At 73.1% G+C, this 26,674-nt stretch carries 22 protein-coding genes; 10 read left to right on the top strand and 12 right to left on the bottom strand.

Annotation, left to right across the window (positions count from 1 at the left end; translation table 11 throughout):
- Nucleotides 1-95: 95 nt before the first annotated feature.
- Nucleotides 96-968 (top strand): polysaccharide lyase, encoded by an 873-nt coding sequence (locus tag P3T41_RS10110; protein ID WP_280689320.1) that lies wholly within the window; start codon nt 96-98, stop codon nt 966-968.
- Nucleotides 969-981: 13 nt separating this feature from the next.
- On the opposite strand, the gene P3T41_RS10105 is transcribed toward P3T41_RS10110, so the two are convergent.
- On the bottom strand, nt 982-1,422 hold the full coding sequence (locus P3T41_RS10105; protein WP_280689319.1) for a MarR family transcriptional regulator: 441 nt from the start codon (nt 1,420-1,422) through the stop codon (nt 982-984).
- A 159-nt stretch (nt 1,423-1,581) separates the two neighbouring features.
- Between P3T41_RS10105 and P3T41_RS10100 the strand changes: the two genes are divergently transcribed.
- Nucleotides 1,582-3,579, top strand: coding sequence for an aldehyde dehydrogenase family protein (locus tag P3T41_RS10100; RefSeq protein WP_280689318.1), 1,998 nt, complete (start codon nt 1,582-1,584; stop codon nt 3,577-3,579).
- Between the two features lie 111 nt (nt 3,580-3,690).
- Complete coding sequence (locus P3T41_RS10095) at nt 3,691-4,587, top strand: universal stress protein (RefSeq protein ID WP_280689317.1); 897 nt, start codon at nt 3,691-3,693, stop codon at nt 4,585-4,587.
- 192 nt (nt 4,588-4,779) lie between these two features.
- On the opposite strand, the gene P3T41_RS10090 is transcribed toward P3T41_RS10095, so the two are convergent.
- Both P3T41_RS10090 and P3T41_RS10085 read right to left on the bottom strand, forming a co-directional pair.
- Nucleotides 4,780-5,217 (bottom strand): universal stress protein, encoded by a 438-nt coding sequence (locus tag P3T41_RS10090; protein WP_280689316.1) that lies wholly within the window; start codon nt 5,215-5,217, stop codon nt 4,780-4,782.
- A gap of 98 nt (nt 5,218-5,315) precedes the next feature.
- Complete coding sequence (locus P3T41_RS10085) at nt 5,316-6,356, bottom strand: nitroreductase family protein (protein WP_348533637.1); 1,041 nt, start codon at nt 6,354-6,356, stop codon at nt 5,316-5,318.
- A 134-nt stretch (nt 6,357-6,490) separates the two neighbouring features.
- Between P3T41_RS10085 and P3T41_RS10080 the strand changes: the two genes are divergently transcribed.
- The gene (locus tag P3T41_RS10080; protein WP_280689315.1) at nt 6,491-7,501 is read left to right on the top strand and encodes a zinc-dependent alcohol dehydrogenase family protein; all 1,011 of its coding nucleotides are present in this window, start codon (nt 6,491-6,493) and stop codon (nt 7,499-7,501) included.
- A gap of 59 nt (nt 7,502-7,560) precedes the next feature.
- Here the strand turns inward: P3T41_RS10080 and P3T41_RS10075 are convergent, their stop codons facing one another.
- Nucleotides 7,561-7,974 carry an ArsI/CadI family heavy metal resistance metalloenzyme gene (locus tag P3T41_RS10075; RefSeq protein WP_280689314.1) on the bottom strand — a complete coding sequence of 138 codons (414 nt, stop codon included), beginning with the start codon at nt 7,972-7,974 and terminating at the stop codon, nt 7,561-7,563.
- Nucleotides 7,975-8,061: 87 nt separating this feature from the next.
- On the opposite strand from P3T41_RS10075, the gene P3T41_RS10070 reads away from it, so the two are divergent.
- The 3 genes from P3T41_RS10070 to P3T41_RS10060 are packed head-to-tail and all read left to right on the top strand — an operon-like array spanning nt 8,062 to nt 9,659.
- Entirely contained in the window at nt 8,062-8,451 is a 390-nt protein-coding gene (locus P3T41_RS10070) for a metalloregulator ArsR/SmtB family transcription factor (protein ID WP_280689313.1), read from the top strand.
- A complete protein-coding gene (locus tag P3T41_RS10065; protein WP_280689312.1) occupies nt 8,448-9,194 on the top strand; it encodes an MIP/aquaporin family protein in 747 nt (248 codons plus the stop codon). The genes P3T41_RS10070 and P3T41_RS10065 overlap by 4 nt, the downstream gene beginning before the upstream one ends.
- A gap of 45 nt (nt 9,195-9,239) precedes the next feature.
- Nucleotides 9,240-9,659 (top strand): arsenate reductase ArsC, encoded by a 420-nt coding sequence (locus P3T41_RS10060; RefSeq protein ID WP_280689311.1) that lies wholly within the window; start codon nt 9,240-9,242, stop codon nt 9,657-9,659.
- 156 nt (nt 9,660-9,815) lie between these two features.
- Here the strand turns inward: P3T41_RS10060 and P3T41_RS10055 are convergent, their stop codons facing one another.
- The 7 genes from P3T41_RS10055 to P3T41_RS10025 all read right to left on the bottom strand — a co-directional run bounded on the left by P3T41_RS10055 (nt 9,816) and on the right by P3T41_RS10025 (nt 18,549).
- Nucleotides 9,816-10,544 (bottom strand): hypothetical protein, encoded by a 729-nt coding sequence (locus P3T41_RS10055; protein WP_280689310.1) that lies wholly within the window; start codon nt 10,542-10,544, stop codon nt 9,816-9,818.
- A gap of 43 nt (nt 10,545-10,587) precedes the next feature.
- Complete coding sequence (locus P3T41_RS10050) at nt 10,588-11,184, bottom strand: hypothetical protein (RefSeq protein WP_280689309.1); 597 nt, start codon at nt 11,182-11,184, stop codon at nt 10,588-10,590.
- 1,133 nt (nt 11,185-12,317) lie between these two features.
- Entirely contained in the window at nt 12,318-13,145 is an 828-nt protein-coding gene (locus P3T41_RS10045; protein WP_280689308.1) for a hypothetical protein, read from the bottom strand.
- Nucleotides 13,146-13,225: 80 nt separating this feature from the next.
- Nucleotides 13,226-15,055 (bottom strand): serine/threonine-protein kinase, encoded by a 1,830-nt coding sequence (locus tag P3T41_RS10040; RefSeq protein ID WP_280689307.1) that lies wholly within the window; start codon nt 15,053-15,055, stop codon nt 13,226-13,228.
- A gap of 420 nt (nt 15,056-15,475) precedes the next feature.
- Complete coding sequence (locus tag P3T41_RS10035) at nt 15,476-16,072, bottom strand: dihydrofolate reductase family protein (RefSeq protein ID WP_280689306.1); 597 nt, start codon at nt 16,070-16,072, stop codon at nt 15,476-15,478.
- Nucleotides 16,073-16,249: 177 nt separating this feature from the next.
- A complete protein-coding gene (locus tag P3T41_RS10030) occupies nt 16,250-17,182 on the bottom strand; it encodes a peptidase (protein WP_280689305.1) in 933 nt (310 codons plus the stop codon).
- 20 nt (nt 17,183-17,202) lie between these two features.
- On the bottom strand, nt 17,203-18,549 hold the full coding sequence (locus P3T41_RS10025; RefSeq protein WP_280689540.1) for a VWA domain-containing protein: 1,347 nt from the start codon (nt 18,547-18,549) through the stop codon (nt 17,203-17,205).
- Between the two features lie 182 nt (nt 18,550-18,731).
- Here P3T41_RS10025 and P3T41_RS10020 point away from each other — a divergent pair, with 182 nt between their 5' ends.
- Both P3T41_RS10020 and P3T41_RS10015 read left to right on the top strand, forming a co-directional pair.
- The gene (locus P3T41_RS10020) at nt 18,732-18,989 is read left to right on the top strand and encodes a DUF6296 family protein (protein WP_280689304.1); all 258 of its coding nucleotides are present in this window, start codon (nt 18,732-18,734) and stop codon (nt 18,987-18,989) included.
- Nucleotides 18,990-19,312: 323 nt separating this feature from the next.
- Entirely contained in the window at nt 19,313-21,526 is a 2,214-nt protein-coding gene (locus P3T41_RS10015) for an alpha-galactosidase (protein ID WP_280689303.1), read from the top strand.
- A gap of 99 nt (nt 21,527-21,625) precedes the next feature.
- Here the strand turns inward: P3T41_RS10015 and P3T41_RS10010 are convergent, their stop codons facing one another.
- Nucleotides 21,626-24,418: a SpoIIE family protein phosphatase gene (locus P3T41_RS10010; RefSeq protein ID WP_280689302.1), complete on the bottom strand. Its 2,793-nt coding sequence runs from the start codon at nt 24,416-24,418 to the stop codon at nt 21,626-21,628.
- Nucleotides 24,419-24,551: 133 nt separating this feature from the next.
- Between P3T41_RS10010 and ligA the strand changes: the two genes are divergently transcribed.
- On the top strand, nt 24,552-26,627 hold the full coding sequence (ligA, locus tag P3T41_RS10005) for an NAD-dependent DNA ligase LigA (protein ID WP_280689301.1): 2,076 nt from the start codon (nt 24,552-24,554) through the stop codon (nt 26,625-26,627).
- Nucleotides 26,628-26,674 lie beyond the last annotated feature (47 nt).

Raw genomic sequence — 26,674 nt, 5'->3', positions numbered from 1 at the left:
TGACAGCTTGGCGGGTCAGCGTCAAGCTCCGTGAATGGTTAGGAAAAGTTCCTAACTCAGCTCCCGCTTGGCTCTGACACCCAGGAGTCGATCTGATGGCTCGCCAACTCCGCCGCCGCTCGGCCTCACTGGCCCTGGCCGCAGCCGCCGCCCTCGCCCTCACCACGACCTTCGCCACCGCCGCGAGCGCCGCCCCCCGCGCCGCGACGCCCGCCTGGACCGGCCAGTTCACCGGCTATCCGGGCAGCGCCTGGCAGCACGCGTGGGGCGTGGCCGGCAGCGGCGGCTGGGGCGCCGCCGACCTCGCCAAGGCCGGCGACCCGACGGCGCCCGGCGACGGCTCGGCGCTGCGCGTCACCTACGGCAAGGGCTCCTCCGCGAACAGCTGCTCCGACTGCCCCACCCCCGGCGGCGGGCAGTACTACACCGACCTGACCGCGATGGGCCTCGGCTCGCTGAAGAACTCGGCCACCCTGGACCTGCGGTACCACCTCGAGTTCCCCACCGGCATGGACTGGGGCAAGGCCGGCAAGCTGCCCGGCCTGTACGGCGGGACGATCGGCCAGGAGTCCGGCGGCAACCACGGCAACGGCTGGTCCACCCGCTACATGTGGCGCGGCGCCAACGGGGTGCCGGACAACGGCGAGGTCTACCTCTACACCCCGACCAACTCCGGCCCCACCGGCTACGGCGTCGACGAGGGGCTGGGCAGCTGGAAGTGGCCCGCCGACGGCGGCTGGCACACCGCGGAGCAGCTGGTGAACCGGAACACCGGCGACGTGACGGTCTGGCTCGACGGCCGGCAGGTCTACCTCGGCAAGGGCATCGCCTCCGGGATCAAGGGCATCCCGTTCTCCGGCGTCCTCTTCTCGACCTTCTACGGCGGGCACGACACCAGCTGGGGCCCGCGCTCCACCCAGCACGCGTACTTCGCCGACTTCTCGCTGTCCACCGGCATCCAGCACTGAGCTGCCCGCCCGGTCACCCAGCCGCGTCGGGGAAGACCCGGTCCAGCAGGTCCTGGAGGCTCGACCGCTCCTCCGCGCTCAGCCGCTCCAGGCCGGTGAGGCCGGCGCTCACCCGCGCGCGGATCCGGCGAACGGCCCGCTCGCCCTCCTCGGTCAGCAGCACGTTCTTGATCCGCCGGTCGGCCGGGGAGACCTCACGGCGGACCAGCCCGCGGGTCTCCAGGCGGTCGACGATGCCGGTGATGTTGGAGGCGTCGCAGGCGAGCAGCTCGGCGAGGCTGCGCATCGATTTCGGCTCGCGCAGCAGGCTGAGCGTCTTGCCCTGCATCAAGGTCAGGCCGCTCTCCGCCGCCATCGCGGCGAACTGCCGGTAGTACGCCGCCGCGGCCCGGGCCAGCTGATCCATCAGCCGGTCGGGCGTGGCGGCGGCAGGCAGCACGGTGGGCTCGGTCATGGTGGAAGTGTACGGGAGATTGCTTGACATCCTCAATCTTTCAGGTCTACCTTCGACCTATTGCTTGAAGACATCAACCATCTAGGACTTCAAGCCCCAGGCCCGTTCCGCCTCCCGCGCGGCCGGACCTCAGCCACTGCCAAGCCTGGAGCACCACCCATGACCTCCGTTCTCTTCGTCGTCACCGGCGCCACCCACTGGACCCTGGCCGACGGCACCGCGCACCCCACCGGCTTCTGGGCCGAGGAGCTCGCCGAGCCGCACCGGATCTTCAGCGAGGCGGGCTACCGGATCACCGTCGCCACCCCCGACGGTGTCGCCGCCCCGGTCGACCAGGGCAGCCTGAGCGCCGCCGCCAACGGCGGCCAGTCCCAGGCCGACCGCGTCGCCGCCTACCTGGAGGGCATCGGCGAGGTGCTGGCGCACCCGGCCAAGCTGACGGAGATCGACCCGGACGACTACGACCTGGTCTTCTACCCGGGCGGCCACGGCCCGATGGAGGACCTCGCGGTGGACGAGGCCTCCGGTCGGATCCTCACCCGCACCCTGGAGTCGGGCCGGCCGCTGGGCGTGGTCTGCCACGCACCCGCCGCGCTGCTCGCCGCCCGCCGGCAGGACGGCGGCTGGCCGTTCGCCGGCTACCGGATGACCGCCTTCAGCAACGCCGAGGAGGCCGCGGCCGGCCTCGCCGAGAAGGCCCGCTGGCTGCTCGAGGACCGCCTGGTCGAGCTCGGCGCCGACTTCGTGGCGGCCGCGCCGTTCGCCCCGCACACCGTGGTCGACCGCAACCTCTACACCGGCCAGAACCCCGGCTCCTCCGCCGAGTTGGCCCGGATGCTGGTCCGGGCCGCCGCCACCGACCCGGCCGACGTGGTGGCACGGCTGCGCGGCACCTTCGAGACCGGGCGGACCAGGCCGCTCGCCTGGCGGCTGGCCCAGCTGGCCGCCCTGCGCGCGCTGCTCACCGAGCGGTCCGCGGAGTTCCTCGCCGCGCTCCACGCCGACCTGGGCAAGAACGAGGCCGAGGCGTACCGCAGCGAGATCGGGTTCACCCTGAACGAGCTGGACCACACGGTGGCGCACCTGGAGAAGTGGCTGGCCCCGCGCCCCGCCGCCGTCCCGGCCGCCTTCCAGCCCGCCGAGGCCCAGGTGGTCCGCGACCCGCTCGGTGTGGTGCTGGTGATCGCGCCGTGGAACTACCCGCTGCAGCTCGCCCTGGCCCCGGTGGTGGGCGCGCTGGCGGCCGGCAACACCGTGCTGGTCAAGCCCAGCGAGCTGGCCCCGGCGACCTCGGCGGCGCTGGCCCGGCTGCTGCCGCGCTACCTCGCCCGGGAGGCCGTCGCCGTGGTCGAGGGCGCCGTGCCCGAGACCACCGCACTGCTGGAGCAGCGCTTCGACCACATCTTCTACACCGGCAACGGCATGGTCGGACGGATCGTCATGACGGCCGCCGCCAAGCACCTCACCCCGGTCACCCTCGAACTCGGCGGCAAGAGCCCCGCGGTGGTCGAGCCGGGCGCCGACCTGGCGGCCACCGCGCAGCGGATCGCCCGCGGCAAGTTCCAGAACGCCGGCCAGACCTGCGTCGCCCCCGACTACGTCCTCGCGATCGGCGACACCGCCGCCGCGCTGGAGGCCGAACTGGCCACCGCCGTCGAGGCGTTGTACGGCCCCGACCCGGCGGCCAGCCCCGCGTACGGCCGGGTCGTCAACGAGCGCCACCACGACCGGCTGACCGCGCTGCTGGGCGACGGGCGCCTGGTCACCGGCGGCGGGCACGACCGGGCCGCGCGCTACCTCGCGCCGACCGTCCTCGCCGACGTCTCCCCCGAGGCGCCGGTGATGCGGGCGGAGATCTTCGGGCCGGTCCTGCCGATCGTCGCCGTCCCCGACCTCGACGCGGCGATCGCCTTCATCAACGAGCGCGACAAGCCGCTCGCGCTGTACGCCTTCACCGCCTCGGAGCGGACCAAGCAGCGGCTGACCCAGGAGACCTCCTCCGGCGGCCTGGTCTTCGGCCTGACCGTCTCCCACCTGGCCGTCCCCGAGCTGCCGTTCGGCGGCGTGGGCGAGAGCGGCCTCGGCCGGTACCACGGCGAGTACTCGATCGACACGTTCAGCCACCTCAAGGCGGTGCTGGACAAGCCGCTGGGCTGACCGACGGCACGGGCCGCGCACGGCGATCGGGGTGCGCGGTCCGAGCCTCCGTGAGCACGATGGAAGACGGACCCGCCACTACGTATGGCGGCCCGGCACCGGAGGCAGGCCGTGAACAGAGTGATGATCGCCGGATTCGACGGATCGGACGCGAGCCGCGCGGCCACCGAGTGGGCCGCGCGCGAGGCGGAGCGGCGTGAACTCCCGCTGGAGATCCTGCAGGCCTGGCCCTGGGGACACGGCAAGGCCCCGAGCACCGGGCAGGCCGAACAGTGGGGCCGCGAGCAGCTGACCGCGCGGGCGGACGAGATCCGCTCCCGGTTCACCGATCTCGACGTACGCGAGACCCACGTGCGCAAGGACCCGGTCGGCGTGCTGGCGGCCGCCGCGGACCGGGCCGCGATCCTGGTGCTCGGCTCGCGCGGGCTCGGCGCGCTGCGCGGCTTCCTGGTCGGCTCGGTGAGCCACCAGGTGCTCACCCAGGCGACCTGCCCGGTGGTGCTGGTGCGCGCGCCGTCCGGCGGACCGACCGGGGACGACGGCCCCGCGTCGCACGGCACCGCCGGTGACGACAGTGCCGGCGAGGGCGTGATCCTGGGCCTGGACCTGGCGTATCCGTGCCAGGAGGTGCCGGCCTTCGCCTTCGAGACGGCCGCGGAGCGCGGGGCGCCGCTGACCGTGGTGCACGCCTGGGGACCGCCGGCCGGCAGCGAGTACCTGCACTTCGGTGCGACCGGCGAGCTGCAGCAGGAGCCGACCGAGGCCGAGCAGCGAGCCCTGGAGGAGGCGGTGACCCCCTGGCGGGAGCGCTATCCCGACCTGCCCACGGCGACCGCGATGCTGCGCGGGCACGCCGGGCTCACCCTGGTGGACGCCGGTGCGACGGCCGAACTGCTGGTGGTCGGCGCCCACCGCCGGCGCAGTCCGGCGGGCACGCACCTGGGGTCGGTGGCCCACGCGGTGATCCACCACGTGGGCTGCCCGGTCGCGGTGGTGCCGTACCACTGAGCCAGGCCGGTTCAGTCGGCCTCAGGGCCTAGGGCCTGTACGGCGGATCTTTCCGGGCCCGCGACGCCGGGCATCCCGGCTGGACGCACGCCCGAATCGCCCAAGTACGTCCAGTACGAGGACGACTCGGGCGCACGCCCAGCCGGGCGCCCAACGCCGCGGGCTCATCCGAAAAGATCCGCCGTACAGGCCCTAGTCCGCCCGGACGATCACCACCGGGCACGACGCGTGCAGCGCGCACCGCTGGCTGACCGAACCGAGCAGCGCCCGGGCGAAGGTGCCGTGCCCACGACTGCCGACCACCAGCACCTCCGCGCCGCGAGCCGCCTCGACCAGCGCCTCGGCCGGGTTCCCGCGCACCAGCGACTCCCGTACCTGCACCGGCCGGTTCCCGTCGAACACCGAGTCCAGCTCCTGGGTGAAATTCCGCCGGGCCGTCTGCTCGTCCAGCGAGGTGTCGACCACCGGGGCCGACCAGCCGTAGTTCAGTGGGACCTCGATCACGCCGACCGCGTCCACCAGTGCGCCGAGCAACTCCGCGTAGCGCACCGCCCACCGGACGGCGGCCCGTGACGAGGCCGAGCCGTCGACGCCGACCACCACCCGAGGCGTCTCCTCTGCTGTGGCCACGCTGCCTCACCTCACTCGCTTCTCCTGCTGCCCCCTTCCACGCTGCGCTCTGTCGGGTGCGCGCGCACGTCAACCGCCTGGGGTCAACCGTCCCGAGGTCAGCCGTCCCGGTCGAGGACCTCGGCGACCGGGGCACGGGGCGTCGGCGCACCCTCGGGCCCGTAGCCGAGCCTGATCAGCATCTGGACGTGCCCGGGACCATGGCGCGGATCGCGCAGCGCCCAGCGCAGGTCGGACCACTCCAGCGCCTGGCTCAGCAGCGAGGCGCGCAGACCGTGCGCGGTGGCCAGCAGCAGCACGCGTTCCAGTGCCTGCCCGGCGCGCAGCCAGTCGGCGGGTTCGTCGCGCGCAGTGCCGAGCACGGCGACCCGAGGGCGCGCCTCGAACGCGGCAGTGCGCTGGTGCTCGCCGGGGCGCAACGCCGCGAAGTCGCGCTGCGGCAGGCGCCCTTCGGCGTCCAGCGGGCCGATCGCCTCGGTCGGGATGCCGTAGTGGCGGCTCGGGTCGTCCTGGACCGCCTGCCAGCGCTCCCGGCGCCGGCCCGGCTCGGAGACGGCGCGGCGCTCGCCCTCCGCCGTCGCCGCCAGCAGCCGGTGGATCTCCTGCTCGCTCGGCAGTTCCAGGAAGGCCTCCTCCGCGCGGGCGGCTTCGGCGAGTTCGGTCAGGATCGCGGCGGGCACCGGCGCGTCGGTGAAGGGCAGCCGGCTGCTGTGCCGTCGCCAGATCGCCGAGTAGAGGTCCCGCCCGCCGCCCTCGGGCGGCCGGCTCGGGCCGGCCAGGCGGACCGCCGCGAGCAGGTCGGGCTCGGGCGTCCTGGGCAGCAGCCGGACCACCGGCTCGTGGCCCGCCTGCCGGATGGCGACCCGCAGGTTGAACACCGCGGCACCGACCGAGAGGTGCAGGCCGCGACCGCTGGGATCGGTGATCCGCAGCGCCGGTTGCGGCACCGCGTGGACCTCCAGCGTGGTGGTGTCGGGGCGGAATCGGAACCGCCAGGGCTGGGTGTTGTGCAGCGACGGCGCGGCGACCGCGGCGGAGACCAAGCCCTCCAGGGTCGCGGAGTCGAGTTCCGAGGTGAGCATGACGGCCTCCATGAGGTGCCGGGCGTCCGGTGGCGGCACGCCCTGCGCTGCTCCCATCGTGCGCCCTTCGGGCCGTTTACGAACCAGCCGACCGGCCCTCGGCCCGTGACGGCGGACGGCAGGTTCCCGGCGGACGATGGAGAAGGGCGAGCAGCCACCCGCCCCACTGCCGAACCCCCGAGGAGCGCGTCATGCCCGATATCGCAGCCTGGGTGGTGGAGCACCCGGGCCCGCTCGGCTCCGCACCGCTGCGCCGGGTGCGGCGACCGGTGGCCGAACCCGGTCCCCGGGAGCTGCTGGTCGAGGTGGCGGCGTGCGGGGTGTGCCGTACCGATCTGCACCTGGCCGAAGGGGATCTCACGCCCCGCACGCCCCGCTGCACGCCGGGCCACGAGGTGGTCGGCCGGGTGCTGCGCACCGGCGCCGAGGCGGCCGGCTTCGCGCCCGGCGACCGGGTCGGCGTGGCCTGGCTGGCGAGCGCCTGCGGGAACTGCCGGTACTGCCGGGGCGGGCACGAGAACCTCTGCCCGAACTCCCGCTACACCGGCTGGGACCGGCACGGCGGCTACGCCGAGCAGTTGCTGGCGAACGTCGACTTCAGCTACCGGCTGCCCGAGGGCCCGCCGGCCGAGGAACTCGCGCCGCTGCTCTGCGCCGGCCTGATCGGCTACCGGGCACTGCGGCGCGCCGACCTGCCACCGGGCGGCCGGCTCGGCCTCTACGGCTTCGGCGCCTCCGCGCACCTCACCGCCCAACTCGCCCTCGCCGAGGGCGCCACCGTGCACGTGCTGACCCGCTCCGAGCCGGCCCGGCGGCTGGCCCTCGAACTCGGCGCCGCCTCCGCCCGCGACGCCTACGAGACGCCCCCGGAACCGCTGGACTCCGCCATCCTGTTCGCCCCCGTCGGCGACCTGGTCCCGGTCGCGCTCGGCGCCCTGGACCGCGGCGGCACCCTCGCGGTGGCCGGCATCCACCTCACCGGCATCCCCGTACTCGACTACCAGCGCCACCTGTTCCAGGAACGCACCCTTCGCAGCGTCACCGCCAACACCCGGGCCGACGGCCGGGCCTACCTCGACGCGGTCGCCCGCACCCGACCGCAGGTGCACGTCCAGCGCTATCCGATGGACCGCGCCGACGCCGCGCTGGCGGACCTGGCAGCGGACCGGATCACGGGCGTCGCCGTCCTGCTGGCCACCTGACCGACCGTCAGCACACCGCTCGACGTCGGCTCGCCGCCATGCCCCCGCCTCTGCGAGCCTCAGCAGCAGGTGTCACCGGCGGGGGTGGCGCTCGTGCCGATCCGGTCGGCGTCGGCCTTGACCACGTACACCTCCCAGGGCTCCTTGCCCGGCCCGTGCACCCAGACCTTGTCCTGGACCGCATAGCAGCACGAGGTGTTGTTCTCCTCGAAGGTGGCCAAGCCGGCCTCACTCAGCCGGTCGGTGGCGGCGGTCACGTCCTCGCTGGTGGCGACCTCGACGCCGAGGTGGTCCAGGCGGGTGTCCTCGCCGGCGACGCCCTCGAGCAGGACGAGCTTGAGCGGGGGCTCGGTGATGGCGAAGTTGGCGTAGCCGGGGCGGCGCTTGGCGGGCTCGACGCCGAAGAGCTTGGCGTAGAAGGCGATCGAGCCTTCGAGGTCGGCGACGCGAAGGGCGAGCTGAACGCGGGACATGGTGGTCTCCCCGATCCGAGTCCTGTATCGACAGATGTCGATACAGCCGAGATTGCCACTCGATTAGATGACTGTCAACATAGACGTATGTCGAATCTGGAACTGCCGGTGCTCGGTCAGGACGAAGCGGTGGCGTGCTGCTCGCCGATGGTCCGCGAGCCGCTGGGCGAAGCGGCCGCCACCGACCTGGCGAGGATGTTCAAGGCTCTGTCGGACCCGGTGCGGCTGCGGCTGTTGTCGCTGATCGCCTCGCACGAGGGCGGCGAGGCCTGCGTCTGCGACCTGACCGGCCCGTTCGACGTCTCCCAGCCGACCATCTCCCACCACCTGAAGGTGCTGCGCGAGGCCGGACTGGTCGACTCCGAGCGACGGGGGACCTGGGTCTACTACTGGGTGCTGCCCGCAGCCCTCGCCCGCCTGTCCTCGCTACTGGAGGCTCCGACCGGGGCAGTCCCGGGTGCGGGGGCTGCGAGATGACCGCGCCCGCCCGGCTGGGCCGCCGCACCGCCGTCGAGTTCGTCGGGACGGGCGCGCTGGTCGCCATCGTGGTCGGCTCCGGCGTCCAGGCCGCAAAGCTCTCCCAGGACGTCGGCGTGCAGTTGCTGGCCAACTCCCTGGCCACCGTCTTCGGTCTGGGCGTGCTGATCGCCCTGCTCGGTCCGGTCTCCGGCGCCCACTTCAACCCCGCCGTCACCCTGGCCGCCTGGTGGACCGGCCGCCGCGCAGGCGGGGGCCCGACCCTGCGCGAGGTCGCCGCCTACGTGCCCGCACAGATCGCCGGAGCGATCGGCGGCGCGGTGCTCGCGGACGCGATGTTCGCCGAGCCGCTGGTGCGCTGGTCCACCCACGACCGCTCGGCCCCACACCTGTGGCTGGGCGAGGTCGTGGCGACCGCCGGCCTGATCCTGCTGATCTTCGGCCTGGCCCGCACGGGTCGCGCGCACTTCGCGCCTGTCGCCGTCGCCTCCTACATCGGCGCGGCCTACTGGTTCACGTCCTCGACGAGCTTCGCCAACCCCGCGGTGACCGTCGGCCGGGCCTTCACGGACACTTTCGCCGGCATCGCCCCCGGCTCGGTGCTGGCGTTCATCGCCGCCCAACTCGTCGGCCTGGCCGTCGGCGTCGCACTGGTCGCCGTACTGTTCGGCCGACCCACGCCCGCCGGTGAGGACGTCGTCGTCCCGCACAGCGAGCACCACCTCGCCGCCTCCGGCCGCTGACCGGCCCTCCCGCATCTCTCTTCTCGATCAAGGAAGCACCCTGCCGTGAGCACTCCCGCCGTTCCGTCCGTGCTGTTCGTCTGCGTCCACAACGCCGGGCGATCCCAGATGGCCGCCGCCTTCCTCGCCCACCTCGGACAGGACCGTGTCCAGGTCCGCTCGGCCGGCTCCGCCCCTGCCGACACCGTGAACCCGGCGGTGGTCGACGCCATGCGCGAGGCCGGTATCGACCTCTCCGCCGAGACGCCAAAGGTGCTCACCGTCGAGGCCGTGCAGAGCTCCGACGTCGTGATCACCATGGGCTGCGGCGACGCCTGCCCGCACTTCCCCGGAAAGCGCTACCTGGACTGGAAGTTGGCGGACCCGGCCGGGCAGGGCGTCGATGCGGTCCGCCCGATCCGCGACGAGATCGAGCGGCGCGTCCGCGGCCTGCTCACCGAACTCGGCGTCGAGGCACGGGCATGACCCCCGGTATCCGGATCGCCAGGACGGTCGAACGCCGCAGCCCTGTGGTGTCCTGACGTCCTCACGCCCAACAGCAGTGCGAAGGCCCCCGGCCCCTCACCTTCGAGGGACCGGGGGCCTTCGCACTGCGGGCCGACTCAGCTCAGCGTGACCGGCTTACCACCAGCGGTGGTTGGAGCTCCAGCTCCAACCGTGGTGGCCGTGGCGCGAGGCGGTGCCGCCGGTGCTGCCACCCGTACCAGCGGTACCACCGGTGGTACCCGTGGCGCCGCCGGCCGGGGCCGGGGCCGGAGCGGGCGCCGGGGTCGGAGCGGGAGCGGGAGTCGTCGTGGTGGGGGCCGCGCCCGAGATGTTGTTGTAGCGCAGCGGCGTGTACGAGCTGGTCGGCCAGCCGGCCACCGAGCTGGAGTTGAGGTCGCCCTGGTACTCGTTGGTCAGGACCCGCGAGTTCTGCTCGGAGTAGTAGTTGAAGGTCCCGGCGGACTGGTCGATCCAGCCGCCGAACAGGATGACGTGCTCGTCGGTGTAGTCGAGGGCGTCGCCCGGCTGGAGCTGGCTGCTGGCGATCTGGGTGGAGACGCTCGGCAGCGTCTGGGTGACCAGGCTGTCGGACAGGTGCCAGGCCATCGAGACGAAGCCGGAGCAGTCCTCGCGGTAGCTGCCGTTGCTGTCGGTGTAGTTGGCGCCCTGGTTGTACGGCACGCCCTCACTGACCCAGCTCTGGGCCCGCTGAATGACCTCGGTGGGCGAGATCGTGCCGTCGACGGACGAGGCGGCGTGCGCGGGGACGGCGGCGAGCAGGGAGGCGGCGCCGGCGCCGACCAGGCCGACGGCCCAGCGGCGGACGTGCTTGCGATGCGAGGGCATCTTGCGGTGCGAAGGCATGCTTGTCTCCAGGGACGGGAGAGGTGGCAGGAGAGTGGGTGAATCAACCGAGCCGGTGGGCGACCGCGGTGAGCAGGTCTCCGTCGGCTTGGGTGCTGTAGGGGGCGGCGGGGACGCCGGCCCATTCGTCGAAGTGGACGATGGCGAGGATGCTGCCCTGCTGGACGGCATAGAGGTGGTCGGTCTGCAGGCCCGCTGCGGAGATTCCTTCGACCCCGTTCCAGTGGCGTGACCAGGCGGTGCCCTGGTCGGTGCCGGCGGTCTGGACGACCTCGGCGTCGGCGGTGCCGAGCGACTTGGTCTGCAGGGCGCGGGACTGGGCCTGGCAACTGCCCATCTGGGTCAGCAGGTTCTGGTACGCGGACCGGGCGGACGCGGCGTCGCGGAAGCTGAACAGGTCCTGCTCGGCGGGCGTCTGGTACGTGCTGACGTAGCCCAGCTGCTGCCAGGAGACACCACCGGTGACCGACGCGCACTCGTTGACCTGGACGGCCTTGGTCATCGCCGAGGTGCGCGGCGCGGCGAGCGGCTTCCACTGCTCGACCGAGCCAGCGGGCAGCTCGGCCGCCGTCAGCGACACCCCGGCGAACGCCGCCGCCGACGGTCCGGCCGACGACGATGACGCCGGGGCCGACGACACCGCTCCGGCCGGCGACGGAGAGGCGGACGACGACGGCGAGGCGCTCGCGCCCGGAACGCCGGCCGCGACCGTGCTCGGCCCGGTAGCCGGCTGCCCCCCGGCGCTACCGGCGCCGCCTCCCCCACCACAGGCACTGAGCAGGACGGCCAGCAGACCGACCGTGCCGACGACACCGCAGACGATGCGGCGACGAGCACGTCGACGGGCACGTCGGGCACGACGGGGCGGGAGAGCGGAAGGGGGCATCGGGTCTTCCTCGTGAGGTCGCCGGCCCGCTGAGCGGGCACGGGTGATCAAGGCATGGCGGTGCCGGGGCACTGATATCGGTGAAGGTCTCCGACGGTCGTTGTGGTGGCTGTCCTCTGGCTGAGGAACCGCCGGGTGCCCGGATTCTTGCCCGATCGTTCGAGTACTGTCAATCGAGCGGCGGGCCTGCGGCAGTGTGTTCAGAACCACTCCTCCGATCCCGCCGGAAGACGGTAGCTTGGGTCGGTCGTGGCGTTCGCGCTCGCTGCGACATGACGAAGGCGCCCACCGTGACGGTGGGCGCCTTCGTCATGCGGCAGGGTCGGCCGGGGCGTGGAGGCCGCCGCTGAGCGGTTGACCCTCGGCCACCAACGGCCAGGTGTGCCAAACCTGCTGATGATCCGTCAGACGTTCGGGCGGCAGGTGGGGCCCTCGTCGACCCTGATCACCTGCACCCTCCGGGCACGGCGTGTCCAGCAACCGGGCGAAGGGTGTGTCCAGCTCGGCGTCGCTGCTGTGCAGCCGGCGACCACGACGGTGCTGCGGCCGGCCGGCTCGGATGTGACGTGGACCATTCGCACGGCCGTTGCGGATCTTCGCGAAGTGGGCGCTGGGTCAGGAGCCGCTCACCGGGTGTCGACAATGTGGGCGGCCTCACCCCGCACCGGCGGTGACGGCCACCACATCCACCACCCCCACCCCGCCCACGACCGCGAGTTCTCGCGCCCCCGACCCCCGCCTACCGCCGGCAATCCGCCCCCGACCTGCGGCCATCCCCCCAACCCTTGCCCTGACCCCCGCACGGCTGAGCGCCCGCCAGTGAACCCAACGGGGACCGCTGCACGCGGTGAGCCCGGTCAACCCTGACTGACCGACCGTCAGAAGACTTATTGGCAGCTGTAGTCGAACGAGGCCGCCGCACTGCGCGGATCCGGCGAGAGGACCTCCAGGGTCGCGGTGGCCGCCATGGCCCCCTTGCCCTCGAAGGTCCAGCGGAGCACCACATCGGTGTGCCGGCTGCCCTTGGGAACCGGCTGGGTGAGGTCGGCGGAGACCGTGCCGTCGCTACGCCGCCAACGGTAGGAGACGGTTCCCGCCCCGCCGTCGGTGTCCAGGGTGCCGGTCACGACGGCGGTGCCATCGCAGGCCGGGCCGGCCGGATCGGTACGCACCGAGACCCCGGTGACCGCGAGCGGATTCGGCCACCACTGCCAGATCAGGACGGCCAGCACCGCCAGCAGGATCAGCACCGGCACCAGCCACCGCGAGCCCCGGCGCCGGGGCGACTGCTCGGTGGGGGCCGGCGGCTCGACGCCGCGCCACCGGGCGGCGGCCAGTGGCGGGATGGCCACAGTGGCCGAGCTCGGCACGCCCGGACCGAAGCGGCGCAGCCCGTCCTCGTCCTCGGGCAGTTCAACCGTGGCGGCCGGCTCTGCGGTCGTGCCCTCGGGCAGCTCGACGGTGGCGGCCGGGGTGTCCCAGACCTCCTCGTCGAGCAACGTGGCGCTGTCCACCTCCGGATCGACCGGGCGGGGTGCGGCGGGCGGGAGCTCTTCGGTGGACAGCTCGCCCGCCGGGAGTTCGACAGTGGACGGCTCGACGGTGGACAACGCGCCCGACGGCAGCTCCATGGTCGGCAACTGGCCCGACGGCAGCTCGACAGTGGACAGTTGGCCCGACGGCAGCTCGACGGTCGGGTCCTGAGGTGTGGACATGCTCTCTTCCTGGCGGCTGGTCTTGGCCGGTCTGCGGCCGCGGTTCTGCGAAACGGTCAGCGGAGTGGTCGGCGGAGTGGTCAGCGGGGCGGGTTGCACAGGTAGGCGGCGACCTCCTGGTAGCCGCCCTGGCCCCGGACCGCAGCCGGGTCGGTGGCGACCTGCAGTCCCCAGAACGTCGCGCTGTCGGCGAAGGTGTGGCTGACCGGGAACGCGGTCCGGGTCTGCCCCTTGGCGAGGGTGAAGGTCTGGCTCGCGACCCCCTTGCGCGATCCGCCGTCGTCGTCCACCCAACTGACCGTCAGCGTCCCGGCGGCGGCGCCGTCCGAGGTGACGTCGACGGTGCCGCTGGTGCCGTAGTTCCCGTAGCAGCCGTAACCGGTGATGCTCACTGCGAGCACCCGCAGCGGAGTCGGCGCCGCCGAGGGCGTCGCCGGCACGGACGAGGACGGCGAGGTCGGCGCCACGGTGGGCACCGCGGTGGGCCCCGCACTGGGCGCGGTCGACGGACCAGCGGCCGGCCCGCCGGTCGAGGTGGGAGCTGGTCCGGCCGCAGCCGACCGGCTGCTGCTCGGAGCCGCGCCGCCGCCGCGTTGCGGCGATGCCGTCGCCGAAGCCGTTGCGGACCCGGACGGGGACGCGGCAGCGGAGGGACTCGGCGAGCCGGACGCGGACGCCGAGGTCGACGCCGATACCGAAGCGGCCGCCGAAGCCACGGCAGCAGCCGAGCCCCCCGCCGCCACATCGGCCGCCGGCGCGAGCGAGGTGGTCAGCTCGGCCGCCGGGCCGGCCGTCGTGATCCTGGTCGCGCCCCAGGCGCCCGGCCCGTCGGCGACGGCGACGTCGACCATCGCCCCGCCCAGCAACGCCACCCCGACCGCACCGGCCAGCACCTTGGCCCGGCGGCTCAACCCCGTTCTCGGAACGGCGAGTTGGTTGCCAGCCGGAGCGAAGTCGGCGGCCCCGCCACCCAGCACGGTGGTGGCCAGCGCCGTGCTGCCCGCCGCCGCGCTGCCGCCGGACGGAAGCAGCAGCAGCGGCAGCAGCGCGACCAGCGCGGCGAGCGCGTCCCGCCCGCGCTCCTCCCACTTCGCCCCGTACCCGGCGTGCGCCACCAGCTCCAGATGCTCGACCAACGCGGCCGCACTGGCCGGCCGCTCCCCCGGCGTCTTGGCCAGCCCCGCGCGGATCAGCGACCGCACCGGTTCCGGGGCCAGCTGGTCGGGGATCGGGGCCTCGGTGTGCTGAGCGGCCAACTCGGCCAGTGTGGTGCCGTTGTAGGGCTTGGCCCCGGTGAGGCACTCGAAGAAGGTGGCGGTGGCGGCGTACACGTCCGCCGATGGCGAGGCCGGCCGGCCCGCCCACTGCTCGGGGGCCATGTACACCGGGGTGCCGGCGATCTTCCCGGTGGCGCCGTGCGGGACCGCGATGCCGAAGTCCACCAGTTTGGACGACCCGTCGACCGTGACCAGCACGTTCTCCGGCTTGTAGTCACGGTGCACCACCCCGGCGGCGTGCGCGGCGGCCAGGCCCAGCAGTGAGCCCTTGAGCACCACCAGGGCTGCCTCGGGCGAGGTCGCACCCTCCTGGCGCAGCAGCGCGCGCAGGGCGATGCCGTCCACCAGCTCCATCACGATGGCGGCGCCGCGCGGGCCCTCCACGTACTCGTAGAGCCGGGCGACCTGTGGGGAGCGCAGCGCGCCGAGCAGCTCCGCCTCACGGCGGAAAGCGCTGGTGTCGCCGACCGCCGCGCTCAGGTACTTGACCGCCACCCGGCTGCCGGTGGCCTCGTGCCGGGCCAGCACCACGCGCCCGCTGCCCCCGGCACCGAGTTCGCGTTCATGGGTGTAGCCGGGCAGGGTCCACGGGCCGTCGGCCCCGGCCGTGCTCTCGTCGGTCAGGCCGTTCATAGTCGTTCTCTGGTTCCCTCTGGTCTCGATGCCGCCTGGCCGCGCGTGCGTGGCCGACCGCGCGCGTGCGCGGCGATGCCTGCGACGTGCACCGTAGGGCCTCGGGTTCCCATCCGGCACGGATCCTTGATCACGATTCGGGTGCTTCGCACACTGGCGATCTCCTTCGTACACCGGCCTGTTCGGGCGGTCGGCGCACGGACGGTACCCTGCCCGCCAAACGGCCGGTGGCTGGGTCGGCCGGATCGCCCTCACCAGGATCGACAGCGCCCCGGTCGAGCCCCGCAGGCCCGAGCCCCCGCGCACCGGCCGCAGCACCGCGCGGACCGGCCTGACGGCGGCCGGCGTGGGGCTGCTGCTCTCGGTCCTGCCGTTCTGGCCCCTCTGGATGCGGCTCGGCTGACCGGCCGCGGACCGCGGCTACTTCGATCCGGCCGGCCGGTAGGTGCACACGTTCACGCCGGTGCCACTGGTGACCGTGGAGACCAGCTCCAGCGTGCGCAGCGCGCCGTCCTCCGGGAAGATCGTCTTTCCGCCGCCGAGCAGCACCGGCATGACCATCAGCCGCAGTTCACCGACCAGGTCCTCGCGCAGCAGGGTCCGCGCCAGGGTGGGGCTCCCCATCACCAGCAGGTCGCCGCCGTCGCTCTCACGCAGCTCCCGGATCCGGGCGACAGCCTTGTCACCGGGGATCCGCGTGCTGTTCTGCCAGGTCAACTCGGCGTCGCCGAGCGTCTGGGAGACGACGTACTTCGGGATGCTGTTCATCCGATCGGCGAACGGGTCGCCGGCCCGATCGGGCCACGCCGCGGCCATGGTCTGCCAGGTGCGGCGCCCGAACAGCAGCGCCTCGGCCTTGGTCAGCGCGTCGGCGAAGGCGCCGCCCACCACCTCCGGGTCGAAGAAGGGATGCGTCCAACCGCCGTGCGCGAAACCGCCGTCGGTGTCCTCCTCGGGCGCGCCGGGCGCCTGCACCACGCCGTCCAGACTGATGAACTCATTGATCACGATGCGCACGGGACTTGCTCCTCTTCCGGGCAGTTCGGGTTCACGACCACGACCTACGACCTACGACCTGACGAAGCGTCGCACGCCGCACCGACATCATGAGGCTCGTTCGGTCCCGCGGCGGTGAAGCGCGGGGCCCGGCACGCCGAAGCGTGCCGGGCCCGGAGCGGAGGGCCTGACGTCAGGTCAGGACCGCTCGGTGTGCGAGTGCGGCGGTCGCGGCGACCAGGGCCGCCGGCCCCGCGGATGCCGGGTCAGGGTGTACCCGCCGACGCCGGCCAGCGAGGCGAGGGCCGCGCCGCCCAGGGTCCAGAACCACCGGGTGTTCCAGCCCGAGAACAGCCCGGAGTACCAGTGGGAGGCGGGCGTGCTCGGCGCCGCCACGGCGGCACCGCCGGGCGTCGACGCCACGGCGGACGCCGAGGCTGCCGCGCTCGGCAGGCCGGTGGCGCCCGGCGCCACGGTCGCGCCCGGATTGACCGGCGGCACCAGCGCGGCCTTGAGCGCGCCGCCCTCCGGCTGCGCCTCGTCCGCCCCGCCGGTGGCGCCGACCCGCACGTTCACCTGGGCGGCCAGGCCCAGGTCGGACTGCTGCACGTCGGAGGTCGACAGCCGGACGTAGTAGGTGCCCGGCAGCGGGTCGCCCGACCAGGGTTCGGCCCAGGAGCGGATCTGCCGCAGGGTGCAGCTCATCGAGAGCGAACCGGCCGTCTGGTCGGCGGTGCCGTTCTGCGGCCCGGCCGTGCAGGCCTGCCGGCGGCGCAGGCCGTCGAAGAGGTCCACGGTCCAGGTCTGCGGGCCGTGCCGCTGGGCCGCCGGCGGCAGCGTGACGTCGACCGTGACGGTGTCGGTCTGGCCTGCCGAGGCCGCGAACGCCCAGTAGAGGTAGTCGCCGGTGGCGGCGGCGACCCGGGCGGCCTGGCCCGGGGCGAGCGTGGTGGCGGTCAGGAAGGAGGTGCCGGAGCTGGTCACCGGCGCCGCCGAACCGCTCGCGGACGCCGAGGGAGAGGGCGAGGCCGAGTCGGCCTGCGCCGCGGGCGCCCCCAGCACCAGCACGGCCCCTGCCGCGACGCCCACGGCGGTCAGGGTGGTCAGGGCGGTCGAGATTCTGCCACGCATCGTCAGTTCCCCATGCCTCATCAGTTCGCCCGCCAGACCGCGATCCGCCAGCGCGCGACCCAGCCCCAGAGCAGGCCGGTGACCAGCCCCGCACCGGTGAGCACCAGCAGCATCACCCAGCCCCGGCCCAGGCCCAACGCCGGACCGTCCGGCGCCGGCGAGGCCGCCACCACGTCCACCGTCAGCTCCAGCGGCAGGCCGGGATCGGCCTGCACGCCGGGCTGACCGGCGAAGGAGTTGCTGACGGTCAGGCAGACCACCTGTCCGGTGTTCGGGTCGGTCGCCGGGACGCCGGCCACCGACGCGGTCGGCGAGGCGGTCGCCCCGACCGATCCCGGCGCGGACCACCGCAGTCCGGTGGACGCCACGTCGGTGCGCCCGCTGCCCGCGTCCGTCCCGCGCACCAGCTCCTGCCCGCCCACGTCGGTCGCCCGCAGCAGCACACCGTAGTCCGGCGCCACCGCGCGGTCCGGCGTGACGCTCACCGAGGCGCGCAGCTCCTGGCCCGGCTTGACCGACACCCGGTAGAACCGGTGCTCGGCGAACTTCTCCCGGTCGGCGTAGACGCCGGGGGTGAGCAGCGGCGCGCCCGCGCAGCTGTCCGCGCCGGCGATGTCGGCCGGAGTCGCCCGGTAGCTGGTGTCCGACCGGGTGACCAGCTGCTGCACCCGCTGGCTGAGCTGCTGCTGGGTGTGGACGTCGGTGTAGGTCCCGCCGGTGGCGTTCGCGATGCAGAGCAGCTGCTGGCGGACCTGGTCGTCGTGCGCCAGGCCCAGCGTGTCCACCACCAGGTGGGTCCCCTGGGCGGCCAGTTCACGGGCCACGTCGCAGGGGTCCGGCGGCGAGCAGTCGTCCTCACCGTCGGTGATCAGCACTATTCGTCGGGTGGCCTGCCCGGTGCCCAGGTCCTGCGCCGCGCCGCGCAGCGCCAGTCCGATCGGAGTCCAACCGGTGGGGCGCAGGGTGGCGACCGCGGTCTTGGCCTCGACCTTGTCGGTCTTGCCGACCGGGTAGAGCACCTGGGTGTCCTTGCAGCCGTCCGTCTTGTCGCTCACGGGGTAGGTCGCGCCCAGCGTGCGGATGCCGAACTCGGCCTCCGGCGGCAACGCGTCGATCACCTCGTCGATGGACTGCTGGGCCACCGAGATCCGGCTTCTGCCCTCGATGTCCTGGATCCCCATGGAACCGCTGACATCCAGGATCAGGTCGACCTTCGGTGCCTCGGTGGTGCTCGTCGGGGCGCTGGGCCCGGCCGTGGGCTGGTCGGCGTACGCGGGCAGGCCGCCGCCGAGGACCGCGAAGGCCACGGTCAGCAGGGCGGCGAGCAGGGCGGCGGGCCGGGTCGGCCATCGTCGTCTGATGATCATCACGGCCCGCATCTTATGGATCATCAGTTCGGAACTCACAATGCACCCCACCGCCGCCCGCCGGCAGCCCCGCGGCAGCACGCCCGGAATCCGGGCCGGCGGACGTTTCCACCGGCCTCCCCAGGGAAGGCGAGCTCTCAGGGGAGGCGACACGCCGCACGCTGGCGGCGAGGAGGCCACTGATGAGCGAGAACGACGGACCGCTGTACGAACTGGTCTTCGCCCACGCCGAAACCGATGCCGCGACCAGCGAGCCGTACGACGTGGTCCTGGTCCGCCCGACCGGAGCCCGCGGCCCGGCGGGCCACCCCGTGTACGGCGACGCGACGGGGATCGTTCGCGCGGAGATCAGCGACCAGGGCGAGGTGCGGATGCTGCTCAGCGGCGGGCACCAGGCCCCGCGCACGCCACTGACGGTCCGCCGGGTCGACCCGTCCTGACCCGATCCGGCGAAACGCCGAACGAATCCCCGCCGAAACACCGCCGAACACGGCCGCACTCAAACTGACGCAAGCTAACATTTGCGCACAATGGTGAGCTCCCGCCGAAGTCATGTCAAGAGACCGCACAAGGCCTGCGGGACATCCACCCGGCCCAACGCCCACTTCTGCGCGAGGCCTTGACATCGGTACGCAACCTGGCTGTCATATGTCCAGCCGTTTGAACCTGTTTATTTCTGTCGGTTCCTGTGCCTGCTTCGCCACCCGCTCGCCCCCCATCCCCATCCCGCCGCACCCCTCCCCCACCACCTCGGAGGCCACCCTTGCGCACCTCCCCCGCCGGCCTGCTGGGCCGACTGATCCGGCCGGCCCTCGTCCTCGCGCTCGCCGCGGCCGCCGCCGCACCGCCCCTGCTGCTCAGCGCCGCCACCCCCGCCCAGGCCCAGGACAACGGAGCCTCCGTCACCCCGCCGATGGGGTGGAGCAGTTGGAGCTTCCTGCGGAAGGACCCCACCGAGGCGAACGTCGAGGCGCAGGCCAAGGCGATGTCGACCTCTGGCCTCGTCTCGCACGGCTACCGCTACGTCAACATCGACGACTTCTGGTACCTCAACCCGGCCAACACGGTGGACGGTTACGGCCGCTGGGCGACCGACCCCAGCCGATTCCCGGACGGCATGGGCTCGGTGGGCAGCTACGTCCACAACCTGGGCGAGAAGTTCGGGATGTACCTGACGCCGGGCATCCCGGTGGCCGCCTACAACCAGAACACCCCGATCGCCGGCACCTCGTTCCACGCCCGCGACATCGTCTCGAACACCCTCGGCTTCGAGACCAACTACAACTACGGCTACGGCTCGATGTACTACATCGACTACGCCAAGAACCCACCCGCCGCCCAGGCGTACCTGAACTCCTGGGCCGATCAACTCGCCTCCTACGGCATCGACTTCCTCAAGATCGACGGGGTCGGCGACGGCGACGTCGCCGACATCCAGCACTGGTCGCAGGCCCTCGACCAGACCGGCCGGCCCATCCACCTCGCGCTGTCCAACTCGCTGGACATCAACAACGCGCCCACCTGGCGCGCCAGCGCGAACAGTTGGCGGATCGACGGCGACATCGAGTGCTACTGCGCCAGCGGCTCCTACCCCCTGACCGACTGGAACAACGTCGCCGGCCGCTTCCAGGACGCCCCGCCGTGGGCGCCCTTCGCGGGCGCCGGTGGCTGGAACGACCTGGACTCCGTCGAGGTCGGCAACGGGAACAACGACGGTCTGACCCCGGACGAGCGGCAGAGCCAGCTCACCTTGTGGTCGATCGAGAACGCCAACCTGCTGCTCGGCACCGACATGACCAACCTGGACAGCGGCGACCTCGCACTGCTCACCAACGACGAGGTCCTCGCCGTCGACCAGGCCGGCCACCCGGCCACCCCGGTCGACCGGACCACCCAGCAGCAGGTCTGGTCCGCGCCGAACGGCGACGGCAGCTACACGGTCGCCCTCTTCAACCTCTCCTCCTCCGCCGCGACCGTCACCGCGCACTTCCCCGACCTCGGGTTCAGCGGCTCCGCCACCGTGCGCGACCTCTGGAGCCACACCGAACTCGGCAGCTCCACCGGGACGTTCAGCGCCACCCTGAACCCCCACGCCAGCCGCCTGCTGCGGGTCACCCCGAGCACCGGCAGCCACTACACAGCCCTGCACTACAACCTGGTGAACGCGGCCTCGGGCCAGTACCTGGGCGTCAGCGGAGCATCGACCGGCAACGACGCCGGCCTGATCCAGGCGCCGGCCGACGGCACCGCCGACCAGCAGTGGCAGCTGGTCCCGACCGGTGACGGTTCCTACAAGATCGACAACGTCAACAGCGGCCTGCTCGCCAACATCCCCGGCAACAGCACCACCACCGGCACCCAGCTGGTCCAGTACCAGGACGACAACGCCGCCAACTCCCGCTGGAAGCTGACCAGTACGGGCAACGGTTCGTACACCGTCACCGCCCGCTCGGACGGCCAGAACATCGACGTGAACGGCACCTCGGTCGTCCAGGCCGCCCCGAACGGCGGCGCCGACCAGCAGTGGAAGCTGGTCCCCGTGCCCGTCGCCGGGATGCGGTACAAGCTGGTCAACGCCCTCACCGGCGGCCGGATGGACGTCAACTACGACTCCACCGCGGACAGCGCCGGGATCGTGCAGTGGCAGGACAACGGGCAGACCGACCAGCTGTGGACCGTCACGGCCACCGGCTCCGGCTCGTACACCGTCGGCAACGTCAACAGCGGCAAGCTGCTCAACATCCCCGGCCCGAGCACCCTCCAGGGCACCGGGCTGATCCAGTACCACGACGACGGCAACAGCAACTCCCGCTGGACGCTGGTCGACGCCGGCCCCAACCAGGTCCAGCTGACGAGCGCCTACGACGGGCAGCTGGTCGACGTCTCCAACGGCTCGCTGAGCGACGGCGCCACCGTCCTGCAGTGGCCGAACAACGGTGCCGGCAACCAGAAGTGGATCCTGGTTCCCACCTCCTGACCCGGCCGCGTCCGACCACGTCCCGACCAGGTCCGACCACGGCGGCCGGGCCGGAGCTCCCCACACTCCGGCCCGGCCGCCGCTCGACGCGCCCGGCCGCTACTCGGCGTCCAGCTGCCACATGGCACCCAAGTCCGGTTCCCCGCCCAGCTGTTGCTCGGCCCAGATCACCTTGCCGGTCGCGGTGTGCCGGGTGCCCCAGCGCTCGGCGAACTGGGCGACCAGGAAGAGCCCACGCCCGCCCTCGTCCATGGTGGCGGCGTACCGCAGGTGCGGCGAGGTGCTGCTGCTGTCGGACACCTCGCAGATCAGCGTCCGGTCGCGCAGCAGGCGCACCTGGATCGGCTCCGTCGCATAGCGGATGGCGTTGGTGACCAGCTCGCTGAGAATCAGCTCGGTCACGAACGCCATCTCCTCCAGCCCCCACCGGGCCAGCTGCCGGCTGACCGCCGCCCGGACCTCGCCCACCGCCGCGCGGTCCGAGGGCACCTGCCACTGCGCGATCTGATCACCCGTCAGAACCCGGGTCCTGGCCACCAGGAGCGCCACGTCGTCGGTCGGCCGGGCGGGCAGCAGGGCGGCGAGCACCGCCTCGCAGATCTCCTCCGGCCCCCTGCCGACCTGCCGCAGCGAGCGCGCCAGCAGGTCGAGGCCCTCGTCGATGTCCCGCTCCCGGTCCTCCACCAGCCCGTCGGTGTAGAGCACCAGCGTGCTGCCCTCGGGCAGGCAGAGCTCGGCCGCGGCGAACGGCAGCCCGCCCAGACCCAGCGGCGGCCCGGCGGGCACCTCGGGAAACTCCACCCTGCCGTCCGGGTGGACCAGCGCGGGCGGCGGATGGCCGGCCCTGGCCATCGTGCAGAGCCGCGAGACCGGGTCGTAGATCGCGTAGAGGCAGCTGGCTCCGGTGACGGCGTCGCTGTCCGCGCCCGCCGACTGGTCCTGGTCGAGCTGGTTGACCAACTCGTCAAGGTATCCGAGGAGTTCGTCCGGCGGCAGGTCGAGGGAGGAGAAGTTGAGCACCGCGGTCCGCAGCCGTCCCATGGTGGCGGCGGCGTGCAGGCCGTGGCCGACCACGTCGCCCACCACCAGTGCGACCCGGGCGCCCGGCAGCGGGATGACGTCGAACCAGTCGCCGCTCACGTCCGCCTGGGCGGGCAGGTAGCGGTAGGCGACCTCCAGCGCGGTCTGCTCGGGCAGGCCGTGCGGCAGCAGGCTGCGCTGGAGGGTCACCGCCATGGCGTGCTCGCGGGTGTAGCGGCGGGCGTTGTCGATGCTCAGCGCCACCCGGGCGACCAACTCCTCGGCGAGCGACTGGTCGTCCTCGTCGAAGCGGGCCGACCCCTCGGCCCGCCAGAACTTGGCGAGCCCCAGCAGCACGCCGCGGGCCCGCAGCGGGACCCTGACCACCGAGTGGATGCCGAACTCCAACAGCTCGCCGGCCCGTGCCGGGTCCTGGGTCAGCCAGGCGGTCGAGGAGCGCAGATCGGGGTCGCGCACCGCGTGCCCGGTGTCCAGGCTCCAGGCCTGCGGGGTGGCCGGCCGGATCACGATCACCTCGCCCACCGGGTAGAACGGCGCGTCCTGCCGGATGCCGCTGACCGCCACCCGGCGCATCGGCGCGGCGATGCCGCCGGGCGGCTCCGCCCCGTTCAGCACCGGCTCCGCCAGGTCGACGGTGACGTAGTCGGCGAAGCGCGGCACGGCGAAGTACGCGAGTTCCTCCGCGGTCCGGGTCACGTCGAGGCTGGTGCCGATCGCCACGGTCGCGTCGTAGAGCAGCTTGAGCCGTCGGCGGGCCGCCTCCGCCTTGTCCGAGAGCGCGTGCAGTTCGGTGGAGTCGCGCAGCGTCGCCACGCTGCCGGGCGGACCGCCGGCCTGGTCGGTGGGCCGGATGTTCACCAGCAGCAGCCGCTCGCCGGTGACCAGCACCTCGTCACTGATGAGCTGCCCGGAGGCCAGCTGCTCGGCCGCCTCCTGGTCCAGGCCCAGCTCGGTGATCAGCCGCCCCTCGGCGTCCGGTGGCAGGCCGAGCAGCCGGCGCGCCTCGTCGTTGGCCAGCAGCAACCGTCCGTCGCCACCGACCACCAGCACGCCCTCGCGCACCGCGTGCAGCACCGCGTCGTGGTGCTCGTACATCCGGGTCATCTCGGTCGGCCCGAGCCCGCGCGTCTGGTGCAGCACCCGTCGGCTGGCCAGCGCGGTCCCCGCCGTCGCCAGCACCAGCGCGCCGGCCGCGGTGCCCAGCACCAGCGGCAACTGGTGGTCGACGACCCCGCTCACCTTGCTGACGGTGATCCCTGCGGAGACCAGGCCGACCACCTTGCCGGTGGGGTCGTACACCGGGACCACGGCCTGCACGATCGGCCCGATCGTCCCGTTGAGCCGCTGGATGACCACCTGCCCCTGCAGGGCCGGCTGGTAGGTGCCGACGAACTTCTGCCCGATCCGGGCCGGGTTGGGATGGGTGTACCGGATGCCGTCGGTGTTCAGCACCACGATGAAGTCCACCCCCGAGGCGACCCGGGCCGCCTCGGCCTTCGGCTGCAGGATGGCGGTCGGGTCCGGGGACGCCAGCGCGGCCACGATCCCCGGCGAGTTGGCGAAGGTCTGGGCGACGGCCACCGAGCGGTTGCGGGCCTCCACGTTGCTGTCCCGCTGCGACTCCAGCACCAGCGCCAGCACGGCCGCCAGCACCAGCAGCAGCACCACGACCACCTGCAGCAGGAACACCTGCCCGGCTACGCTGCGGATCCCCCGGCCGAACCGTGACCGCCGCTTCGGGGACTGCGGATCCTTCGGGGACTCCGGATCCGCAGGCGGGGGCTCCCGCCGACTCCCCCGGTATCGGCCGGTGAGCAGAGCGGTCGACGATCGGACCGGCACCCGAACCATGCCCTTGGTGTACCCCCGATTGACCGCGCCAGGCCACCGGAGGCCGATCACAACGCCGCGCATACGCTGCCGCCGCCGCGGTGGCCGCGCTCCGTCGAGCCGAATGTCAGTACGGTTCGAGACGATGGGCACCATGAACGAGACCGCCGCTCTGGCCACTCCCGCCGCCTACGCCGACGCCGTCGCCACCACCGTCCGCGCCGCCGCGGCGTACTACGCCGACGGCGCCACCACGCTGGGCGACGACGAGTACGACGCGCTGGTCCGCGCCATCGAGGCCTACGAGAGCGCCCACCCGGACCAGGTGCTGCCCGACTCCCCCACCGGCAAGGTGGCCGGCGGCGCCGCAGTCGGCGAGGTGCCCCACTCGGTCGCGATGCTCTCGCTCGACAACGTGTTCTCCGCCGAGGAGCTCGCCGGCTGGGCCGCCGGTCTGGAGCGCCGCCTGGGCCGTCCGGTGGCCGGCTGGTGCGTGGAGCCCAAGCTCGACGGTCTGGCCGTCGCCGCCCGCTACCGGGCCGGTCGTCTGGTCCAGCTGCTGACCCGGGGCAACGGCCTCGCCGGCGAGGACATCACGCATGCCGCTGACGCCGTGCTGGGCCTGCCGGCCGCCCTCGCCCAGCCGCTCGACCTCGAACTGCGCGGCGAAGTGCTGCTCACCCAGCAGCAGTTCGAGCACGCGAACGCGGTCCGGACCGAGCACGGCGCCACCCCGTTCGCCCACCCGCGCAGCGGGGCCGCCGGCACGCTGCGCGCCAAGGACCGCCCCTACCGGATCGAGCTCACCTTCTTCGCCTACGGCGCCGTGGGCCTTGCCCCGCTCGGCCTGGACACCCTGGGCCACGCCGAGCTGCTCGCCCACCTGGCCGGGCTCGGGGCCAACACCGCCGCGACCACCGCCGCCCACCCGCTGCGCTGCACCACCCTCGACGAGGTCCAGCAGCGGATCGAGCGGATCGCCGCGCTCCGCGCCGAGCTGCCGTTCGGCATCGACGGCGTGGTGGTCAAGGCGGACGCCGCCGCCGACCAGGAGCAGGCCGGCAGCGGCTCCCGCGCGCCGCGCTGGGCGGTCGCCCGCAAGCTCCCCGCCCAGCACAAGGTCACCCGGCTGCTCGCGGTCGAGTGGAACGTCGGACGCACCGGCGTGATCGCACCGCGCGGCGTGCTCGAACCGGTGGTGATCGACGGTGTCACCGTCACCTACGCCACCCTGCACAACCCCGGCGACATCGAGCGGCGCGGGCTGATGCTGGGCGACCAGGTCTTCGTCCACCGGGCCGGCGACGTGATCCCCCGGGTGGAGGCTCCGCTGGTCGAGGAGCGCACCGGCGCCGAGACGCCGATCGCCTTCCCCGAGGTGTGCCCCCGGTGCGGCGACGCGATCGACCGCTCGGAGCAGCGCTGGCGCTGCGTGCGCGGCCGCGGCTGCCAGGCCGTCGCCTCGATCCGCTACGCCGCGGGCCGCGACCAGCTGGACATCGAGGGCCTCGGCGGCACCCGGGCTGTCCAGCTGGTCGAGTCCGGCCTGGTGCGTGACGTCGCCGATCTGTTCACCCTGACCAAGGCCCAACTGCTCACCCTGGAGCGGATGGGCGAGACCAGCGCCGACAACCTGGTCGCCGCCCTGGAGACCGCCCGGCGCCAACCGCTGCACCGGGTCTTCTGCGCGCTCGGCGTCCGTGGCACCGGCCGCACCATGTCCCGCCGGATCGCCGCGCACTTCGGCAGCATGGCCGCGATCCGGGCCGCCGACGCCGAGGCGCTGGCCCAGGTCGACGGGATCGGTACCGAGAAGGCCCAGCTGATCGTCAGCGAGCTCACCGAGCTGGCCCCGGTGCTCGACCGGCTGATCGCCCAGCAGGTCGGCACGGCGGTCACCGAGCCCGCCGGCGCCGCCAGCGGCTCGCCGGCCGCGGCGCAGCACGCCGAGCCGACCGGCCCGCTCGCCGGCCAGGCCGTCGTGGTCACCGGCAGCATGACCGGCGCGCTGGCCGAGCTGTCCCGCACCGAGATGAACGAGCTGATCGAGCGGGCCGGCGGCAAGGCCTCCTCCTCGGTCAGCAAGCGCACCACCCTGCTGGTCGCCGGGGAGAAGGCCGGCTCCAAGCGCGCCAAGGCCGAGGAGCTGGGCATCCCGATCGTCACCCCGGAGGCGTTCGCCGATCTGGTCGCCGAGCTACTCGCCGACCAGCCGGCCGATCAGGGTTGACCGCCCGGTCAGGGTTACCCCTCCGATCAGGGTTACCCCTCCGATCA

It is taken from the genome of Kitasatospora sp. GAS204B, assembly GCF_029892155.1.
Taxonomy (GTDB): domain Bacteria; phylum Actinomycetota; class Actinomycetes; order Streptomycetales; family Streptomycetaceae; genus Kitasatospora.
This window is presented reverse-complemented; position numbering and strand designations above follow the sequence as displayed.

Bases quoted from the DNA above. Each gene is read 5' to 3' on its own strand.
- ligA (WP_280689301.1), top strand. From the start codon at position 24,552: ATGAACGAGACCGCCGCTCTGGCCACTCCCGCCGCCTACGCCGACGCC.
- P3T41_RS10040 (WP_280689307.1), bottom strand. From the start codon at position 15,055: ATGAACGGCCTGACCGACGAGAGCACGGCCGGGGCCGACGGCCCGTGG.
- P3T41_RS10080 (WP_280689315.1), top strand. From the start codon at position 6,491: ATGCCCGATATCGCAGCCTGGGTGGTGGAGCACCCGGGCCCGCTCGGC.
- P3T41_RS10085 (WP_348533637.1), bottom strand. From the start codon at position 6,356: ATGGGAGCAGCGCAGGGCGTGCCGCCACCGGACGCCCGGCACCTCATG.
- P3T41_RS10070 (WP_280689313.1), top strand. From the start codon at position 8,062: ATGTCGAATCTGGAACTGCCGGTGCTCGGTCAGGACGAAGCGGTGGCG.
- P3T41_RS10065 (WP_280689312.1), top strand. From the start codon at position 8,448: ATGACCGCGCCCGCCCGGCTGGGCCGCCGCACCGCCGTCGAGTTCGTC.
- P3T41_RS10010 (WP_280689302.1), bottom strand. From the start codon at position 24,418: ATGGTTCGGGTGCCGGTCCGATCGTCGACCGCTCTGCTCACCGGCCGA.
- P3T41_RS10055 (WP_280689310.1), bottom strand. From the start codon at position 10,544: ATGCCTTCGCACCGCAAGATGCCCTCGCATCGCAAGCACGTCCGCCGC.
- P3T41_RS10045 (WP_280689308.1), bottom strand. From the start codon at position 13,145: ATGTCCACACCTCAGGACCCGACCGTCGAGCTGCCGTCGGGCCAACTG.
- P3T41_RS10030 (WP_280689305.1), bottom strand. From the start codon at position 17,182: ATGCGTGGCAGAATCTCGACCGCCCTGACCACCCTGACCGCCGTGGGC.
- P3T41_RS10075 (WP_280689314.1), bottom strand. From the start codon at position 7,974: ATGTCCCGCGTTCAGCTCGCCCTTCGCGTCGCCGACCTCGAAGGCTCG.
- P3T41_RS10110 (WP_280689320.1), top strand. From the start codon at position 96: ATGGCTCGCCAACTCCGCCGCCGCTCGGCCTCACTGGCCCTGGCCGCA.
- P3T41_RS10025 (WP_280689540.1), bottom strand. From the start codon at position 18,549: ATGATCATCAGACGACGATGGCCGACCCGGCCCGCCGCCCTGCTCGCC.
- P3T41_RS10020 (WP_280689304.1), top strand. From the start codon at position 18,732: ATGAGCGAGAACGACGGACCGCTGTACGAACTGGTCTTCGCCCACGCC.
- P3T41_RS10105 (WP_280689319.1), bottom strand. From the start codon at position 1,422: ATGACCGAGCCCACCGTGCTGCCTGCCGCCGCCACGCCCGACCGGCTG.
- P3T41_RS10100 (WP_280689318.1), top strand. From the start codon at position 1,582: ATGACCTCCGTTCTCTTCGTCGTCACCGGCGCCACCCACTGGACCCTG.